We start from the raw sequence: 17,354 nt of genomic DNA, 5'->3' as shown, positions 1-17,354 counted from the left end.
CCACCCCACGGCCCCAGTGGACGCTGGCCCACCACCCCGCTGGCCAGGTCACTCAGCGTCCACCGAGCACGCCCCGATGGACGCTGAGTGACCCCCCAGGCGCCATGTGGACGCTCAGCCACCAGCCACCTGGGAGGTGGACCGAGCGGCGGCGGACCATGCAGCCGGGCAGCTGCCGGGGCGGGCGTCTCAGTAGCTCGGCGGGGTGCCCTCGCCCGTGGGCTGCTCGTCGACGACCGGGGCGTCCTCGACGGGAGCACCCGCGGGCTCGCCACGTCGCTCGACGCCCAGCGTCACCTGGGTGAGCAGGGCCGCGACGGCGCCGACAGCAACGAGAGCCGGCGCGACCGCAGCGGTGAGAGCGGTGATCGCCACACCGGCAGTCAGCGGGATCTCGAACAGGGTCTCGCCGTCGCTCTTCTTGATGAACACGCGACGCACGTTGCCCTCACGGATGAGCTCCTTGACCTTGTCGAGCAGCTCGCCGCCAGAGACGGTGAACTCCTCGTACCAGGTCTTGCCGCCGTCGTTCGGCTGGGGCTGCTCGGTCATGGTGAAGCCTCCTGTCTGGGTCTCGCCCGCAGCGGTGAGGCGCTGCATCCGCGACGAGTTCCGTTCGGTCACCACTGTGCCGCACGCGCCCGCTCGTGCCTACCCCGGCAGCCTCCACCCAGGCTCCCGGCCAGCCCCCATTAGGCTGGCCGGGTGAATCACGAACGCGCGTACCGCGAGCCGGCGACCGACTGGGTCCGTCGGCAGGTGGAGAAGATCGAGGAGACCGGCGACACCGGATCGGTGGACGTGATGGGCAGGCCGGTGATCGTCGTCGAGGTGCTGGGCGCCCGGTCGGGCCTGTGGCGCAAGGTCCCGCTGATGCGGGTGGAGCACGACGGCGTGTACGTCGCCGTGGCCAGCAAGGGCGGCTCCCCCGAGCACCCGGCCTGGTTCCACAACATCACGGCGAACCCGGACGTGACCGTCCAGGACGGCACCGAGACCCACCAGGCCCGGGCACGGCTGATCACCGGCGCCGAGCGCGAGGAGTGGTGGCCGCGCTGCGTCGCGGCGTACCCGCCCTACGCCGACTACCAGACCAAGACCGAGCGGGAGATCCCCCTCTTCCTCCTCGAACGTCGCTAGCGCGTGCGCCTGCTGCTGGCCTCGTCCTCGCCGGCCCGCGCCGCGACGCTGCGCTCGGCCGGCATCGAGCCGCTGCTGCAGGCAGCCGATCTCGACGAGGACGCGCTCCTGCGCGACGCCGCCGCCGAGCGGGGCACGCTCAGCGTGACCGACGCCGTGCTGATGCTCGCGCGCGCCAAGGCGGACGCCGTGGCCGGTACCCACGCCGCTCGGTGTGCCGACATCGTGGTGGGGTGCGACTCGCTGCTCGATCTCGACGGCGACCCGATGGGCAAGCCCGGGACCGCCGACCGTGCCCGTGCTCGCTGGCTGCGCATGCGCGGTCGCACCGGGGTGCTGCGCAGCGGGCACTGGGTACGGCTGCGTGACGGCCGCAGCGCCGGCGCGGTCTCCTCGACCACCGTGCGGTTCGCGGACGTCAGCAGCGAGGAGATCGACGCGTACGTCGCGACCGGCGAGCCGCTGCAGGTGGCCGGAGCGTTCACGATCGACGGTCTCGGCGGCGCGTTCATCACCGGTGTGGACGGCGATCCGCACGGCGTGGTCGGCATCAGCCTCCCGCTGCTGCGGCAGATGCTGACCGACCTCGGCATCCGCTGGACCGACCTGTGGCACCCGGCCAGCCCTTGACCCGCCCATTGTCAGGCACCGACTAACACGGTCCCCACCGGAGGGCGAACCTACGGCACCGTTTGTATGGTTGGCACAATCCGCGGGATCGCCGGTTGCCTGCCCTCACAGACTTCCGCGGGGCGGTGCGGCGTGGCACGGATGCACCCCTGCTCGGTACTAGCGTGGGTCGACGGACTTCCCGCCGCGCGTTCGCGCGACCTCACCCGAGAACCCCTGGAGCGACTGGATGACGAGCACGATCCCTCCGGCCCGGCCGTTGCGGAAGGTGCTCATCGCCAACCGAGGAGAGATCGCCGTCAGGGTGGCGCGCGCATGTCGTGACGCCGGCATCGCCTCGGTGAGCGTGTACGCGGACCCGGACCGCACCGCGCAGCACGTGCTGCTCGCCGACGAGGCCTACGCCCTCGGCGGCACGCGCGCCGCCGAGACCTACCTCGACTCCGCGAAGATCCTCGACATCGCCCGCCGCTCGGGCGCCGATGCGATCCACCCCGGCTACGGGTTCCTCTCCGAGAACGCCGCGTTCGCGCAGGCGGTCATCGATGCGGGTCTGGTCTGGATCGGCCCGCCCCCGGCGGCGATCGAGTCGCTCGGCGACAAGGTGAGCGCCCGCCACATCGCGCAGCGCGCCGGTGCGCCCCTGGTCGCCGGCACGCCCGAGCCGGTCACGGAGGCCGCCGAGGTCGAGGCGTTCGCCGCCGAGCACGGCCTGCCGATCGCCATCAAGGCGGCGTTCGGCGGCGGCGGCCGCGGCCTCAAGGTGGCTCGCACCACCGAGGAGATCGCCGAGCTGTATGCCTCCGCGGTGCGCGAGGCCACCGCGGCGTTCGGGCGCGGCGAGTGCTTCGTCGAGCGGTTCCTCGACCGCCCCCGCCACGTGGAGACCCAGTGCCTCGCCGATGCGCACGGCACGGTCGTGGTGGTCTCCACGCGCGACTGCACGCTGCAGCGCCGCCACCAGAAGCTGGTCGAGGAGGCGCCCGCGCCGTTCCTCAGCCCCGAGCAAGACGCCGAGCTGCGCCGCGCGTCGATCGCGATCCTCAGCGAGGCCGGCTACCAGGGTGCCGGGACCTGCGAGTTCCTCCTCGCCGTCGACGGCACGATCTCCTTCCTCGAGGTCAACACCCGGCTCCAGGTCGAGCACCCCGTGACCGAGGAGATCAGCGGCATCGACCTGGTGCGCGAGCAGCTGCGGATCGCCGCGGGCGAGCCGCTCGGCTACGACGAAGTCCCCACCCGCGGGCACTCGATCGAGTTCCGCATCAACGGCGAGGACCCGGCGGCGAACTTCCTGCCGGCGCCGGGCACCATCGAGACGCTGCGCTGGCCGAGCGGACCGGGCGTGCGTGTGGACTCCGGCGTGGTCGCGGGCGATGTGATCTCCGGGGCGTTCGACTCCATGCTCGCCAAGATCGTGGTGACCGGCGCTACCCGCACCGAGGCGCTGCAGCGTGCCCGTCGCGCGCTCGCGGAGGCCGAGGTCACGGGCATGGCCACCGTGCTGCCGTTCCACCGCGCCGTCCTGGACGAGCCGGCCTTCGCCGCCGAGGATGCCGACTCCTTCGGCGTCTACACCACGTGGATCGAGTCGGAGTTCCTCGGCCGCGTCGATGTCCCGGCCGCTCCCCCGGCGGCGCCCGTGGCCGCCTCTCCCGAGGAGGAGGGCGTCGAGCGGGTGGTCGTCGAGGTCGGCGGCAAGCGCCTGGAGGTCGTGCTCCCGGCGGGCCTGGGCCTCGGCAGGCGCCGCCCCTCGAAGCGACCCGTGCGCCGCCCCGGAGCACGGCTGGGCGCCGGGGCCGTCACCGGCAACGCGCTCGCCTCGCCGATGCAGGGCACGATCGTCAAGGTCGCGGTCAACGATGGTGACGTCATCGCCGAGGGCGATCTCGTCGTCGTCCTCGAGGCCATGAAGATGGAGCAGCCCCTGGTGGCGCACCGGGCCGGCAAGGTTCACGGCCTCGCCGCGATCGTCGGGCAGACGGTCAGCTCCGGCAGCGTGATCTGCCAGATCGACGCGGTCGAGGCCTGACGCGGCACGCCGTGCGCCCGTGATGCCCTAGTGTCGCGAGCGTGCTCCCGACGACGGATCCCAGCCATGCCGGCATCGACGCCCAGGGGATCCTCGATCTCCTCGACGGCGCTGCTCACCTCGATCTGCACAGCATCGCCCTCGCGCGCCGCGGGCAGGCGGTAGCGCGGGGCTGGTGGGCCCCGTACGGACCGGAGCGCAAGCACCTCCTCTACTCGTGCTCCAAGAGCATCACGGCGACGACGGTCGCTGCCCTGGTGGGCGACGGCGTCTTCTCGCTCGATGACGCCGTGCTCGACCTGCTGCCTCCGGCTGCGCTGGTCGGTGAGATCGCCGAGGTGTGGCGCAGGGTCACGGTGCGGCACTGCCTGACGATGACGGTCGGGCACACCGTTGACGCGTGGCCGGGGCTGATGGCCGATGGCGGGGAGCTGCTGCGCTCGATCCTGGCGGATCCGCCGGACGGCGAGCCTGGCGCGGTGTTCGCGTACAACCAGGTGGCCACGTACCTGCTCTCGCGGGCCGTCTCCCACATGACCGGTCGCATGCTCGACGAGGTCGCGATGACCCGAGTGCTCAGCCGCATCGGCATCCCCGCGATCGACTGGGAGCGCGATCGCGCCGGCCACCCGCTCGGGTTCACCGGTGCCCGGCTCCGCACCGACGACCTGCTCGCCCTCACGCAGCTGTGGCTGGCCCGCGGCGAGGTCGACGGCGAGCAGATCGTGCCGGCGTCGTGGTTCGACGAGGCCACCCGCCCGGCGCTGCCGGTTCCCGAGGGTGCCAGCGCCTCCGACTGGGAGCACGGTTACGGCCACAGCTTCTGGATCGCTCGGCACGGTTACCGCGCCGACGGTGCTTACGGACAGTTCGGGATCGTGCTGCCCGAGCAGCAGCTGAGCATCGCGATCACCTCCGAGCTCGAGGCCATGCAGGAGGTGCTCGACCTCGTGTGGACGCATCTGCTGCCCGCGGTCGATCGACCCGGCTCCGCGGAGGCGGACGCGCGCCTCGCCGAGCGGCTCGCCACGCTGCAGCTCCAGCCGCTGTCCTCGAGCGCGCCGGCCGGCGAGCGCCGCTCCTGGGCCACCGACCCGGCCTCCGATCTCGATCCCGCCTACACGGCGGTCGCGGTCAGCGCCGACGGCGCCACCCTGACCTTCACGCGCGCCGGCGACGAGGTCCCGATCGCGGTCGGTGACGGCGCCTGGGCCGAGAGCGAGCTGGTGGCCGACGGCCGGTACCTGCCGGTCGTGGCCAGCGGCGGGTGGACCGCAGCGGGCTACGAGGCCGTGGTGCGCGTCATCGAGACCCCGCACTCCTTCCGCATCGCCGCGGGTGGTGCCGGCGCGTCGCTCACATGGCGACAGCGTCCCCTGCGCAGCGTCGACCCGCTGGACCACGCTGTCCGATGACCGCCGCCCAGCGCCCGTGAACGCCGACGGCTGGGTCGAGTGCCGCTGCGGCTCCCGGCACTGGGGGCGCGGCGGCGCTGCCGGGCTGCTGCTGACCGACGGCGACCGGGTCGTCCTGCAGCACCGCGCCGAGTGGAGCCATCAGGGCGGCACGTGGGGCATGCCCGGCGGTGCCCGCCACACCGACGAGAGCGCGGTCGCCGGAGCGCTGCGAGAGGCCGCCGAGGAGGCCGGCGTCGACGCCGAGCGGGTGAGCGCGTTCGCCACCTCGGTGCTCGTGCACCCGGACTGGAGCTACACGACGGTGCTCGCCCGCACCGACGCCGACCTGCACGTGGAGCCGACCGACGCCGAGAGCCTCGAGATCGCCTGGGTGCCGATCCCCGAGGTCACCGACCGGCCGTTGCTGCCCGCGTTCGCCGACGCGTGGCCCCAGCTGCGCAGCATGCTCGCGATCGACCTGCACGTGGTGGTCGACGCCGCCAACGTGGTCGGGAGCCGCCCCGACGGCTGGTGGCGCGACCGGCGCGGCGCGACCGCACGGCTGATCGAGCGCCTCGACACGCTCGCGGCCACCGGGATCCCTGCCGCCTTCGCCGACCTCCCCGGTGACCGCTGGTGGCCCACGTGGCTCGTGGTGACCGAGGGTGCGGCACGCGGTGCCGCCGCGGCCGCCCGCGTCGCCACGGTCCCGGCGCCCGGCTCGGGTGATGACACGGTCGTCGAGATCGCCACCGAGCTGACCGCGAGCGGAGCGCACGTTGTCGTTGTCACGGCCGACCGCGGGCTGCGGGAGCGCTGCGAGGGGGCGGGAGGCACCGTCGTCGGCCCCAGGACCCTGCTCGACCTTCTCGACACGCTCGGCACCCTCGGCTGACCACACCACCCCGCCCGCGGGAAAGCGCTTCGGGGTGCAGGGGTGCCACCTGACGGACCGGAATCACCCCAGACCACGCTCCGGGCACTCACGAGACCCTCACGTACGCTCGCGTAGGCTTCCCGGCATGGCAGAGCAGATCACCGATCGGCGGGCCTGGGGAGTCGGGCTGGCCACCACCACCTATGACGGGCGTGTGCTCGACACCTGGTACCCGAAGCTCGGGCTGGGCGGCGCTCCCGACGACGCTCGCGGCCCCTACGGGACCCCGGCTGGGCTGGCGGCGCTCGCCACCGAGTCGCCCGCGCGGCGCATCCGCTCCGGCGTGGTCCACACCGAGATCGACCTCGATGCCCCGCCCGCCGACACCTCCGACGCCTACCTGCGGCTCCACCTGCTCTCGAGCCGCCTGGTGCAGCCGAACACGGTCAACCTCGACGGCCTGTTCGGGGTGCTGCAGAACGTGGTGTGGACCTCGGAGGGCCCGTGCGCGCCCGAGGGGTTCGAAGAGGTCCGGCTCGCTCTGCTGGCCGGCATGCACGGCCGCCCGGTCACGGTCCACGGCATCGACAAGTTCCCGCGCATGACCGACTACGTCATCCCCAGCGGTGTCCGCATCGCCGATGCCGACAGGGTCCGCCTCGGTGCCCACCTGGCCGAGGGCACCACCGTGATGCACGAGGGCTTCGTCAACTACAACGCCGGCACACTCGGCGCCTCGATGGTCGAGGGTCGGATCAGCCAGGGCGTGGTGGTCGGCGCGGGCAGCGACATCGGCGGCGGCGCCTCGATCATGGGCACCCTCTCGGGCGGTGGGGCGCATCGCGTCTCGATCGGTACCGGCTGCCTGCTCGGCGCGAACTCGGGCATCGGCATCTCGCTCGGCGACGACTGCGTGGTCGAGGCCGGGCTGTACGTGACCGCCGGCACCAAGGTGACGGTCCGCACGAGCGCCGAGCCGCACCAGCGCATCGTCAGCGCCCGCGAGCTCTCCGGCGCCTCCAACCTGCTGTTCCGCCGCAACTCCACCAGCGGTGTGGTCGAGGCGATCGAACGCAGCGGCTCCGGCGTCACGCTCAACACGGCGCTGCACGCCCAATGAGCCGACGCCGCGGCCGCCGGCTCCTCGGTGGGCTGCTGGCCTCGGTGCTGCTCCTCGCCGCGGTCGTCGGCGGGGTGGTGCTGCTGCTGCGGAGCCTGGACGTCGGTCTGCCGACCTCCGCCCGGTGCACGGCGAGCGTCGACGGCGCCTCCGCCTCGCTCAGCCCCGAGCAGACGGCGAACGCGGCGCTGATCTCGGCGATCGCCGTCGAGCGCGGCCTGCCCGCCCGGGCGGTGACGATCGCGCTCGCGACCGCGATGCAGGAGTCCAGGCTCGAGAACATCGACTACGGCGACCGCGACTCGATCGGCCTGTTCCAGCAACGGCCCTCGCAGGGCTGGGGAACGGTCGAGGAGATCATGGATCCGGTGTACTCGACCAACACCTTCTACGACGCTCTCGTCGAGGTCGAGGGCTACGAGACGATGGAGATCACGGTCGCCGCGCAGACCGTGCAACGCTCGGGCTTCCCCGACGCGTACGCCCAGCACGAGTCGATGGCGCGGCTGTTCGCCTCGGCCCTGACAGGCTGGTCGGGCGCCGCCCTCGCGTGCGAGCTCCCCGAGCAGGAGGCGAGCATCGCCGTCGTCGATCTCCTCGCCCGGGATCTCGGTTCCGCGACCGCCGAAGCGGTCGACGGCGCCACCGTGCTGCGCCTCGACGGCGATCCCGACCGCTCCGGCTGGGTCCTCGCACACTGGGCCGTGGCGACGGCGGAGCTCACCGGCGTGCAGCAGGTCACCTTCGGCGACCTGCTGTGGACCCGATCCTCGGACGAGTGGGCCACGGCCGAGGTGCCCGCCCCCGCGGGCACCGTCACGGTCCGCTGACGCGGGCGCCCCGGAGCCCTTCCCGGGGGCACCTCCCCCGGCGGTCAGCCTCGCTCAGCGCTGGTCGAGCGGCACGTACGCCCGCTCGGCCTCACCGGTGTAGACCTGCCGCGGGCGGCCGATCTTGGTGGCGGGGTCGGTGATCATCTCGCGGTACTGCGCGATCCAGCCGGGGAGCCGGCCGAGCGCGAACAACGGGGTGAACATCTGCGTCGGGAACCCCATGGCCTTGTAGAGCAGCCCGGTGTAGAAGTCGACGTTCGGGTAGAGCTTGCGCTCCACGAAGTAGTCGTCGGACAGCGCGATCTCTTCGAGCCGCATCGCGATGTCGAGCATCGGGTCGGACTTGCCGAGCTTCTCGAGCACCGTGTGCGCGTACTTCTTCACGATCGCCGCACGCGGGTCGTAGTTCTTGTAGACGCGGTGCCCGAAGCCCATGAGGCGGACGCCCGCCTCCTTGTTCTTGACCTTGGTCATGAAGGTGTCGACGTCGTCGTCGGAGCCGTGGATCTGGTCGAGCATCGCCAGCACGGCTTCGTTGGCACCACCGTGCAAGGGACCCGACAGCGCGCCGATGCCGGCCGAGACCGAGGCGAACAGGTTCGCCTGCGCCGAACCGACGATCCGCACCGTCGAGGTCGAGCAGTTCTGCTCGTGGTCGGCGTGCAGGATCAGCAGCATGTCGAGGGCGTCGACGATGTCCTTGTCAGGCGTGTGGTCCTGGTAGGGCAGCCCGAAGGTCATCTTGAGGAAGTCCTCGACGTACCCCATGTTGCTGTCGGGGTAGAGCTGCGGCATGCCCTTGGAGCGCTTGGCGATGTTCGCGATCATCGTGGGCATCTTCGCCAGCAGCAGCACCGCTGCGAGGTCGAGCTGCTCGGCGTCGTACGGGTCGAGCGTGTGCTCGTAGTAGGTCGCGAGACCGGCGATGCCCGCCTGCAGCACCGACATCGGGTGCGCGCTCAGCGGGAAGGCGGTGAAGAACTTCTGGAAGTTCTCGTGCAGCAGGGAGTGCTTCTTGACGCGCGCGGTGAAGGCGTCGAGCTCGCCGCCCGACGGCAGCTCCCCGTAGATGAGCAGGTAGGCGACCTCGAGGAAGTTCGAGCCCTCGGCGAGCTGGTCGATCGGGTACCCGCGGTAGCGCAGGATCCCCTCGCCGCCGTCGATGTAGGTGATCTGCGACTCGCAGTTCGCCGTGTTCATGAAGCCCGGGTCCAGCGTGACGAGACCCGTGTCCTTCAGAAGGTTGGGGATCTGGACTCCGTCGTTACCCTCCACGGCTGCGACGCGGGGGAAGGAGAGTTCCTTCCCGTCCACGCTGAACGTGGCAGGGGTAAGAGTGGCGTCCGACATCGATGACCCTTCCAAATCCGACTGCTGATCAGCCTGGCGAGTCTATCCCCACGCACGGGGGGGCTCCGCCCCCGTATGCCCCCCGCCCCCCTTCCTGCCCTCTCCCCACGCACGGGGGCTCGGCCCCGGCGGCACCCTGGGCCCACAGCCCCGCCAGCCCTGGTGACCCATCTCACAGCGTGTCTCATTCCGTAAGACGCCTGCCCAAGTTGGGTTGTCATGGTCGCAACTTGACCGTAACTTTGCCCCAGTTTCCAGCGTGAGGTGCCATGGGCGGGCGCCGACCGCAGCGAGAGCTTCAGCGTGGCAGCGCTCGTCCCCACACCCGTGGCTCGCGGGTAGACGAACGGCAGGACCACATGGACCTCAGGCGAGCGACCCTCTACAACCCCTCGACCGAGCACAGCGACTGCGGCGTCGGGTTCATCACGCGCAAGGACGGCCGGCCCTCCCACGACGTCATCGTCAAGGGTGACGAGGCCCTGTGCGCGATCCCGCACCGCGGCGGCCGCTCCTCCGAGGGCGTCGGCGACGGCGCGGGTGTCAGCGTCGACCTGTCGGTCGAGTTCTTCAGCGCGATCACCGGCGAACGCCTCCTGGCGGGCCGGTTCGGTGTCGGCAACTTCTTCATGCCCGACGACGAGGCCGCCTGGCCTGCGGCCCGCGCGCTGATCGACGCCACCCTGGAGCGGGTCGGCGTCGAGGTGCTCGCCGTCCGCGACATCCCCGTCGACAGCAACGTGATCCGCCCGGCGGCGCACTCCTACCAGCTGCCGGTCGTGCAGTGGGTGTTCCGCGCCCCGCCCGGCTGGGAGCGCATCGACCTCGACCGGGCAGCCAACGATGCCTTGCTCCAGATCGAGTCGGCAGCGTTCTCGAGAGCCCCCGACGGCCCCGATATAGCCGGCCTGTACCCGCTCTCGCTGAGCGCCCGCACCCAGGTCCTCAAGGGCCGCCTCAACTCCGGTGAGGTGATCCGCTACTTCACCGACCTCCTCGACGAGCGGCACTCGGTCCGGACCCTGTACTTCCACACCCGGTTCTCCACCAACACCGAGCCGCACCCGAGCATGGCGCAGCCGTTCCGCATGATGGCGCACAACGGCGAGCTCAACACCGACCGCAAGAACAGGCTCTCGGACGAGGCGCTCGCGAGCTCCCGCCACCGCAGCATCGTCCGGCCGCCCGGTCAGTCCGACTCCAGCCGCCTCGACCAGACCCTGCAGAGTCGGGTGTTCGACGACGGTCTCGGGCTTCTCGAGGCTGTCGTCTCGTTGATGCCGCCCGCCTGGGAGAACGACCGCACGTTGCCCGCCCACGTGCGCGACATGCTCGAGTACTTCTCGCTGTACGAGGAGAAGAACGACGGCCCCGCGGCCCTGATCTTCAGCGACGGCGACGTGGTCGGCGCCCGCCTCGACCGCCTCGGGCTGCGCCCGCTGCGCACGGTCGAGACCGACGACTACCTGATGGTCGCCTCCGAGGCCGGCCAGGTCGACTTCGCCGCCGACGACGTGACACACCGCGGCCGCATCGAGGCCGGCGGCATGCTCTACCTCGACCACCGCACCGGCGTGATCCACCGCACCGGCGAAGCGCTCAGCGTGCTCGCTGAGCGCCGCGACTACGGCGCGCTGCTGCAGCGCGCCCGCGTCAACCTCGCCGACCTCGAGCTGCCGGGTCGGCTCGAGCGTGGCAGCAACACCTTGGGGTACGACGGCGATCTGCCGCTCCCTGCCCGCTACGTCGCCTACGCGCTCAACTCCGAGAGCTTCCGGTTCATGATGGACCCGATGCTCGCCGCCGGAGCCGAGCGCATCTCCGCCATGGGGTACGGCAACGCGATCAACGCGCTCTCCGACGCCGAGGGCGGCATGGCCAAGTACTTCTCGCAGCGCTTCGCGCAGGTGACCAACCCCTCGCTGGACAGCATCCGCGAGGCCGACGGCATGAGCATGCACGTCGCGCTGGGCGCCAAGCCGGGCAGCGGCGCCGACATGACGCAGATCGTGGTGCCCTCGCCGATCCTCGGCCACCTGGAGATGCTGCGGCTGCGCGAGCAGCAGGTCACGCCGCTGCAGCGCTTCGACATGCTCTACGAGCCGGTCCCGGGTGACGAGGTCGCCAACGCCGACTCGGTCCGGACCGCGCTGACGACCCTGTGCGACGAGGTCGAGGCGTTCGCGCTCTCCTCCGGCGGCATCGCGGTGATCAGCGACCGCGGCATCTCGGCGGCGCTCGCGCCGCTGCCGCTGCCGCTGGCGCTCGCTGCGGTGAGCCGGCGACTGATCGACACCGGGCTGCGGCTGCGGGTCTCGCTCATCGCCGAGAGCGGCCAGCTGCCCTCCTCCCACCACATCGCGGTCGCGCTCGGGTTCGGCGCCTCGGCGGTCTACAGCATCGCGGCGCGCCTGCGCGCGGAGCAGAAGTATCCCGCTCCCCCGGCACCCGCGGAGACGGTCACCGAGACCGACCTCGCCGTCGAGAAGTATCGCAAGGCGGCGCTCAAGTCGCTCGCCAAGACCATGGGCCGGGTCGGTCTGTGCACGGTGGAGAGCTATATCGGCGGCGAGTTCTTCGAGCCGAACTACCTCGACACCCGCGACGACGTGCTGGCGCAGGTGTACCCGCACCTGGACGCCCCGGTGGGCGGCGTCGGCTTCGCTCGCATCGCGGCGGCCGCCACCGCGTGGCACACGCGCGCTCTCGAGGTCACCGACGAGAGCCAGATCCCGCTGCTCGGCCTGTTCAAGGAGCGGGCCGAGGGCGCCGGCCACTCCTACGGCACCGTGGTGGTGCGCGGCTTCGGCGACATGACCGAGGAGAAGGTCGGGTTCGCTCCGCAGGACACCGACCCCGCGCTGCGGCTGCAGACCCTCCACGGGCTCGAGGGCGCCTTCGGGCTCACCGAGGAGGCGTACCAGCACGCCGGCTTCGACGCGCTCACCGATGACGAGATCGACGGGTTCACCATCACGCCCGGGTACCGGGACTTCGTCACCGAGACCCGCGCCGAGCGGGCGCGCCGCCCCTCCGCGCTGCGTGACGTGCTCACCTTTCCCGCCGACGTCACCGGTCTGCGCACCGCAGGCGAGTTCGCGGCCGAGCTCGACCGGTTCGCGCTCGAGGGCAACGAGCACGTGCTCGTCAGGGGTCTGGAGATCCACGAGGAGGCCGACCGGCCGGACCAGGCGGCGCACGGCACGTTCCGGGTGCGGTTCACCGACGTCTCCGGCCCCGAGCCGGCCCGCTACGAGGCGCTCGTGGCCGCCCTCGTGCGCACCTACCCGCACGAGGTCCACGGCCACGCCGTCGACGGAGGCGAGCTCGCCGTCACGGTCTCGGGCCGCACGGCACGGTTCCTCCGGATGCTGCGCACCGCACCCGCGGGCGTCCCGCTGCCCGAGGTGCAGCCCGCGCACGAGATCACCCGCACCCTCACCTCGGGAGCGATGAGCCACGGCGCGCTGGTGGCGACGGCGCACGAGGCTGTCGCGCACGGCACCAACATGGCCGGCGGGCTGTCGAACTGCGGCGAGGGTGGCGAGCACCTCTCGCGCTACAACACGATCCGCGGCTCGCGCATCAAGCAGTTCGCGTCCGGGCGCTTCGGCATCTGGGCCGGCTACCTGGCCGACCCGATGCTGCAGGAGCTCGAGATCAAGATCGGGCAGGGCGCCAAGCCCGGCGAGGGCGGTCAGCTGCCCGCGCCCAAGGTCACGGTCGAGATCGCCGCCGCGCGTGGCGGCACCCCCGGCGTCGAGCTGGTCTCGCCGCCGCCGCACCACGACACGTACTCGATCGAGGACCTCGCCCAGCTGATCCATGACTGCAAGGCGGCGCGGGTGCGGGTGATCGTCAAGCTGGTCTCCTCGGAGGGGATCGGCACGATCGCCGTCGGGGTGGCCAAGGCGGGAGCCGATGTCATCAACGTCGCCGGCAACACCGGCGGCACCGGCGCGGCCCCCGTCACGAGCCTCAAGTACGCGGGCCGCTCGGCCGAGATCGGCGTCGCTGAGGTGCACCAGGCGCTCGCCGCGAACGGGTTGCGCCAGAAGGTCACGCTGCGCTGCTCCGGCGCGCACCAGACCGGGCGTGACGTCGTGATCTCGGCCCTGCTCGGGGCCGACTCCTTCGAGTTCGGCACCACCGCGCTGATGATGCTCAAGTGCGTCATGGCCAAGAACTGCAACATCAAGTGCCCCGCGGGCCTGACCACGAACCCTGAGGCGTTCGACGGCGACCCGCGCGCGCTCGCGCAGTTCCTCCTCAACGTCGCGCACGACGTTCGCGAGCTGCTCGCGCGGCTGGGGCTGCGCTCGTTGCGGGAGGCGCGCGGCCGTGGCGACCTGCTGCAGCTGCTCGAGCACCCGGCCGCTGTCGGTCGGCTCGACGTGCGCCGCATGCTCGCGCACGTGCCCGAGAAGGTCGTCACCGACCCGGTCTACCTCGAGAAGGACTTCGCGGTCGACGACGCCATGATCGACCAGCTGCGCGCTGCCCTCGTGGAGGGGCGCCAGGAGCAGGTCAGCATCGACGCCGGGAGGCTGCAGAACCCGAACAAGACCGTGGGCGGCCAGCTGGCCATCGACGTCGAGCGCCTGCTCAACTACGAGCTGGACGCCGAGATGGTGGCGGCCATGCCCGCGGCCGCGACCGACGAGCGCGGCCGCAGCTACCTGCTGCCCGACTCGGTGCGGGTCACCTCGACCGGCTCCGCCGGGCAGTCGTTCGGTGCGTTCTGCAACGACGGCCTCTCGCTGGTCCACACCGGCACGGCGAACGACGGCGTGGGCAAGTCGGCCTCAGGCGGCCAGATCGTGGTCCGCACCCCGGGCGGCGGCAGCCCGCTGCCGGGGGGCAACGTGTTGATCGGCAACTTCGCGCTGTTCGGCGCCACGGGTGGTCGACTGTTCGTGCAGGGTGAGGCCGGCGACCGGTTCGCGGTGCGGAACTCGGGTGCGACCGCCGTCGTCGAGGGCATCGGCGAGTTCGGCTGCGAGTACATGACCAATGGCGCGGTGCTCAACCTCGGCGGGGCCGGCAAGGGCCTGGGCAACGGGATGAGCGGCGGTTTCGTCTACCAGTACGACCCGGCCGGCACGATCGCCCCCCGGGTGAGCGAGGACTCGCTGCTCGTGCTGCCGCTGACCGACTCCGAGCACGGGCCGTTCCACGAGCTCGCGGCGCGGACGATGCTGCAGTGGCACCTCGAGGCGACCGGCTCGGCGCTGGCCGAGCGGCTGCTGGAGGACTGGTCGAGCACACGGGAGAGCATCTTCATCGGGATGCCGCGCGCGCTGCTCCTCTACCAGGACGCCGATGCGATCGCCGCGAACAAGCCCCGCAAGGAGCTGCTGGAGGAGCTCGGCACCTCGATCGCCGTCGACAAGCTTCGCGACTTCAAGGAGCACTACCGCGACCAGCGGCCCATCGCGGGCGGCCGGGTCCCGGTGATCGGCGGCACCGACGTCAGCGACATGTACGGCCTGCTCAGCCACTACACGGTGCTGAGCGCGGCTCAGGAGGTGGCGCTCGACCGCGTGGCCGGGGCCACCGAGATCAACGACCCGCGGGTGGTCGAGGCGGCACGCAAGCTCGTGCTGACCGAGGACTTCTTCGTGATGCAGCGACTGGTCAAGTACGTGCGGGCCCGGCTCGAGGTGTTCGAGGACCACGATCTCGCGACGCTGGTCGCGGGCAAGCGGCTCGACGACTACCGCCGTTCGCTGCAGCTGCGCAACGTGCGCGGCATCGACGCACCCGGCACGTACGGCTGGATCCTGTACCAGCAGGGGAAGAACGACCGCCGTGCCCGCACGGCGCGGTTCGACGAGATGCTCGCGACCGCGGCGTTGGACGACCTGGCTTCGCTCGCCGGTGCGCTGACCTCGAAGGTGGTTCTGCCATGAGTGCCCTCTTCATCCCACCGGACGCGCCCTTCAGCACCGCTCAGCAGAGCTGGCTCGGCGGGTTTCTCGCCGGGTTGGCGTCAGCGCACCGGGACGTGCCGGCCGGGCCCGCGCCCTCGTTGACCGTGAGCGTGCTCTACGGCAGCCAGACCGGCAACTGCGAGATGCTCGCCGAGGACTTCGTGGCAGCCTCCCGGGACCGGGGTGTCGCGGCCACCATCCAGCCGCTGGACGCGGTAACGCCCGAGGCGCTCGCCGAGCTCGGGCACGTGCTCATCATCACCTCCACCTACGGCGAGGGCGACATGCCCGACAACGCCGAGCTGTTCTGGGAGGCCCTGACCGACGAGGGCGCGCCGCGGCTGGAGTCGCTGCAGTTCTCGGTGCTGGGCCTGGGCGACACCGGCTACGACAACTTCTGCGAGGCCGGGAAGCTGCTCGACATGCGGCTGGAGCAGCTCGGTGCGCAGCGGCTCGCGCCGCGTGTGGACTGCGACGTCTCCTACGAGGACGAGGCGGCCGGGTGGATCCAGACCGTCGTCGAGGCGCTGGCCAAGCAAGCCCCCGCGGGGGCGAGCGTGGCCGCGGGGGGCGAGGCCGCGCCGTCGAGAGCTCGATCGGCGTGGAACAGGAAGAACCCGTTCCCGGCGCGGCTCGTGGAGAACCGTGTGCTGTCCCGCGCGGGCAGCGCGAAGGAGATCAGGCACCTCGAGCTCGCGCTCGGCGACTCGGGCATCGAGTACGCGGCCGGTGATGCGTTGGCCGTGATGCCGCGCAACGACCCGGCGCTGGCCGAGGCACTGGTGTCCGTGCTGGGGCACGATGCGGAGGCAGAGGTCGCGGGCACGACCCTCACGGACGCGTTGCTGCACAGCTGGGAGATCCGGACGCCGTCGAAGGATCTGATCGCCGCGCTCGCCGAGCGGAACCCCGGCGGCGAGCTCGCGGCGCTCGTGCAGCGCGAGGATCGGGAGCCGCTGGAGAACTGGCTGTACGGCAAGGACACGCTCGACCTGCTCGAGCTGAACGCCGCGCCCACGTTCGGGCTGGATGAGATCGCCGCGCTGTTCCGGCCGTTGCAGCACCGCGCGTACTCGATCTCCTCGAGCCCTCTCGCGAGCCCCGACAGGATCCATCTCACGGTGGCATCGGTGCGTCACGGCTCCGACCGGGTGCGCGGTGGCGTGTGCTCGACGTTCCTCGCCGACCGCGTGGGCGCCGAGGACGTCGCCGGCATCTTCCTGCAGCCGAACCAAGCCTTCCGGCTGCCCGCCGACGGCGACCGCCCGGTCATCATGATCGGCCCCGGCACGGGTGTGGCGCCGTTCCGGGCATTCCTGCAGGAGCGTGCGGCCACCGGCGCGACCGGCCCGAACTGGCTCTTCTTCGGAGACCAGCACCAGGCCAGCGACTTCATCTACGCCGAAGAGCTGCAGGCGCACGCCGACGCCGGCCTGCTGACCCGGCTCGATCTCGCGTTCTCGCGCGACCAGGCCGAGAAGATGTACGTGCAGACCCGCATGCGCGAGCACGCCGCCGACCTGTTCGGCTGGCTCGAGGACGGCGCGTACGTGTACGTGTGCGGCGACGCGACCCGGATGGCGAAGGACGTCGACGCAGCCCTGCTCGAGATCGTGGCGTCCCAGCTCGGCGGCACGGACCGCAGCGAGCGCGCCGCGGAGTACGTCAACGACCTCAAGCGCACCAAGCGCTACGTCCGCGACGTGTACTGACGCCCCACCCCGCCGCGCGTTGCGGAACCCACCGAACCGTCACTTCCGCAACGCCCCACCCCCGCCGCGCGTTGCAGAACCCACCGAACCGTCACTTCCGCAACGCCCCACCCCCGCCGCGCGTTGCAGAACCCACCGAACCGTCACTTCCGTGACGCCCCACCCCCGCCACACGTTGCAGAACCCACCGAACCGTCACTTCCGCAACGCCCCACCCCCGCCGCGCGTTGCGGAACCCACCGAACCGTCACTTCCGCAACCCCACCCCAGCACCAACCGCGCGTTCGTGGCAGCGATGCGGCACTTCCGCGATGCAGCGCCAGGCGCCCG

11 protein-coding genes are annotated in these 17,354 nt (G+C 71.6%); 9 read left to right on the top strand and 2 right to left on the bottom strand.

What is annotated here, in order from left to right; genetic code table 11:
* Positions 1 to 189 precede the first annotated feature (189 nt).
* Positions 190 to 552, bottom strand: a complete 363-nt coding sequence (locus GPA03_RS09935; protein ID WP_156251812.1) for a DUF4342 domain-containing protein — start codon at positions 550 to 552, stop codon at positions 190 to 192.
* 153 nt (positions 553 to 705) lie between these two features.
* Here GPA03_RS09935 and GPA03_RS09930 point away from each other — a divergent pair, with 153 nt between their 5' ends.
* The 7 genes from GPA03_RS09930 (at position 706) to GPA03_RS09900 (ending at position 8,026) form a co-directional block, all read left to right on the top strand.
* Positions 706 to 1,140, top strand: coding sequence for a nitroreductase family deazaflavin-dependent oxidoreductase (locus GPA03_RS09930; protein WP_156251811.1), 435 nt, complete (start codon positions 706 to 708; stop codon positions 1,138 to 1,140).
* A 3-nt stretch (positions 1,141 to 1,143) separates the two neighbouring features.
* Positions 1,144 to 1,770, top strand: coding sequence for a Maf family protein (locus GPA03_RS09925; RefSeq protein WP_194239511.1), 627 nt, complete (start codon positions 1,144 to 1,146; stop codon positions 1,768 to 1,770).
* A 229-nt stretch (positions 1,771 to 1,999) separates the two neighbouring features.
* Entirely contained in the window at positions 2,000 to 3,802 is a 1,803-nt protein-coding gene (locus tag GPA03_RS09920; RefSeq protein WP_156251810.1) for an acetyl/propionyl/methylcrotonyl-CoA carboxylase subunit alpha, read from the top strand.
* 41 nt (positions 3,803 to 3,843) lie between these two features.
* Positions 3,844 to 5,217: a serine hydrolase domain-containing protein gene (locus GPA03_RS09915; RefSeq protein WP_156251809.1), complete on the top strand. Its 1,374-nt coding sequence runs from the start codon at positions 3,844 to 3,846 to the stop codon at positions 5,215 to 5,217.
* A 16-nt stretch (positions 5,218 to 5,233) separates the two neighbouring features.
* A complete protein-coding gene (locus GPA03_RS09910; protein ID WP_241681205.1) occupies positions 5,234 to 6,094 on the top strand; it encodes an NUDIX hydrolase in 861 nt (286 codons plus the stop codon).
* A 127-nt stretch (positions 6,095 to 6,221) separates the two neighbouring features.
* Positions 6,222 to 7,196, top strand: a complete 975-nt coding sequence (dapD, locus tag GPA03_RS09905) for a 2,3,4,5-tetrahydropyridine-2,6-dicarboxylate N-succinyltransferase (protein WP_170296884.1) — start codon at positions 6,222 to 6,224, stop codon at positions 7,194 to 7,196.
* Positions 7,193 to 8,026, top strand: a complete 834-nt coding sequence (locus tag GPA03_RS09900) for a hypothetical protein (RefSeq protein WP_156251808.1) — start codon at positions 7,193 to 7,195, stop codon at positions 8,024 to 8,026. Before dapD ends, GPA03_RS09900 begins: the two co-directional genes overlap by 4 nt.
* Before the next feature lie 54 nt (positions 8,027 to 8,080).
* Here GPA03_RS09900 and GPA03_RS09895 read toward each other — a convergent pair whose 3' ends face one another.
* Positions 8,081 to 9,379 carry a citrate synthase gene (locus GPA03_RS09895; RefSeq protein ID WP_156251807.1) on the bottom strand — a complete coding sequence of 433 codons (1,299 nt, stop codon included), beginning with the start codon at positions 9,377 to 9,379 and terminating at the stop codon, positions 8,081 to 8,083.
* A gap of 359 nt (positions 9,380 to 9,738) precedes the next feature.
* On the opposite strand from GPA03_RS09895, the gene GPA03_RS09890 reads away from it, so the two are divergent.
* Entirely contained in the window at positions 9,739 to 15,291 is a 5,553-nt protein-coding gene (locus GPA03_RS09890; RefSeq protein WP_156251806.1) for a glutamate synthase-related protein, read from the top strand.
* The gene (locus GPA03_RS09885; protein WP_156251805.1) at positions 15,288 to 17,024 is read left to right on the top strand and encodes a diflavin oxidoreductase; all 1,737 of its coding nucleotides are present in this window, start codon (positions 15,288 to 15,290) and stop codon (positions 17,022 to 17,024) included. The genes GPA03_RS09890 and GPA03_RS09885 overlap by 4 nt, the downstream gene beginning before the upstream one ends.
* Positions 17,025 to 17,354: the final 330 nt, after the last annotated feature.

It is taken from the genome of Pseudactinotalea terrae (assembly GCF_009733845.1).
GTDB lineage: Bacteria > Actinomycetota > Actinomycetes > Actinomycetales > Beutenbergiaceae > Pseudactinotalea > Pseudactinotalea terrae.
This window is presented reverse-complemented; position numbering and strand designations above follow the sequence as displayed.

What these genes read in the sequence shown, in the direction of transcription:
- GPA03_RS09935 (WP_156251812.1), bottom strand. Translation starts at nt 552, where the DNA reads ATGACCGAGCAGCCCCAGCCGAACGACGGCGGCAAGACCTGGTACGAG.
- GPA03_RS09920 (WP_156251810.1), top strand. Translation starts at nt 2,000, where the DNA reads ATGACGAGCACGATCCCTCCGGCCCGGCCGTTGCGGAAGGTGCTCATC.
- dapD (WP_170296884.1), top strand. Translation starts at nt 6,222, where the DNA reads ATGGCAGAGCAGATCACCGATCGGCGGGCCTGGGGAGTCGGGCTGGCC.
- GPA03_RS09900 (WP_156251808.1), top strand. Translation starts at nt 7,193, where the DNA reads ATGAGCCGACGCCGCGGCCGCCGGCTCCTCGGTGGGCTGCTGGCCTCG.
- GPA03_RS09895 (WP_156251807.1), bottom strand. Translation starts at nt 9,379, where the DNA reads ATGTCGGACGCCACTCTTACCCCTGCCACGTTCAGCGTGGACGGGAAG.
- GPA03_RS09890 (WP_156251806.1), top strand. Translation starts at nt 9,739, where the DNA reads ATGGACCTCAGGCGAGCGACCCTCTACAACCCCTCGACCGAGCACAGC.
- GPA03_RS09885 (WP_156251805.1), top strand. Translation starts at nt 15,288, where the DNA reads ATGAGTGCCCTCTTCATCCCACCGGACGCGCCCTTCAGCACCGCTCAG.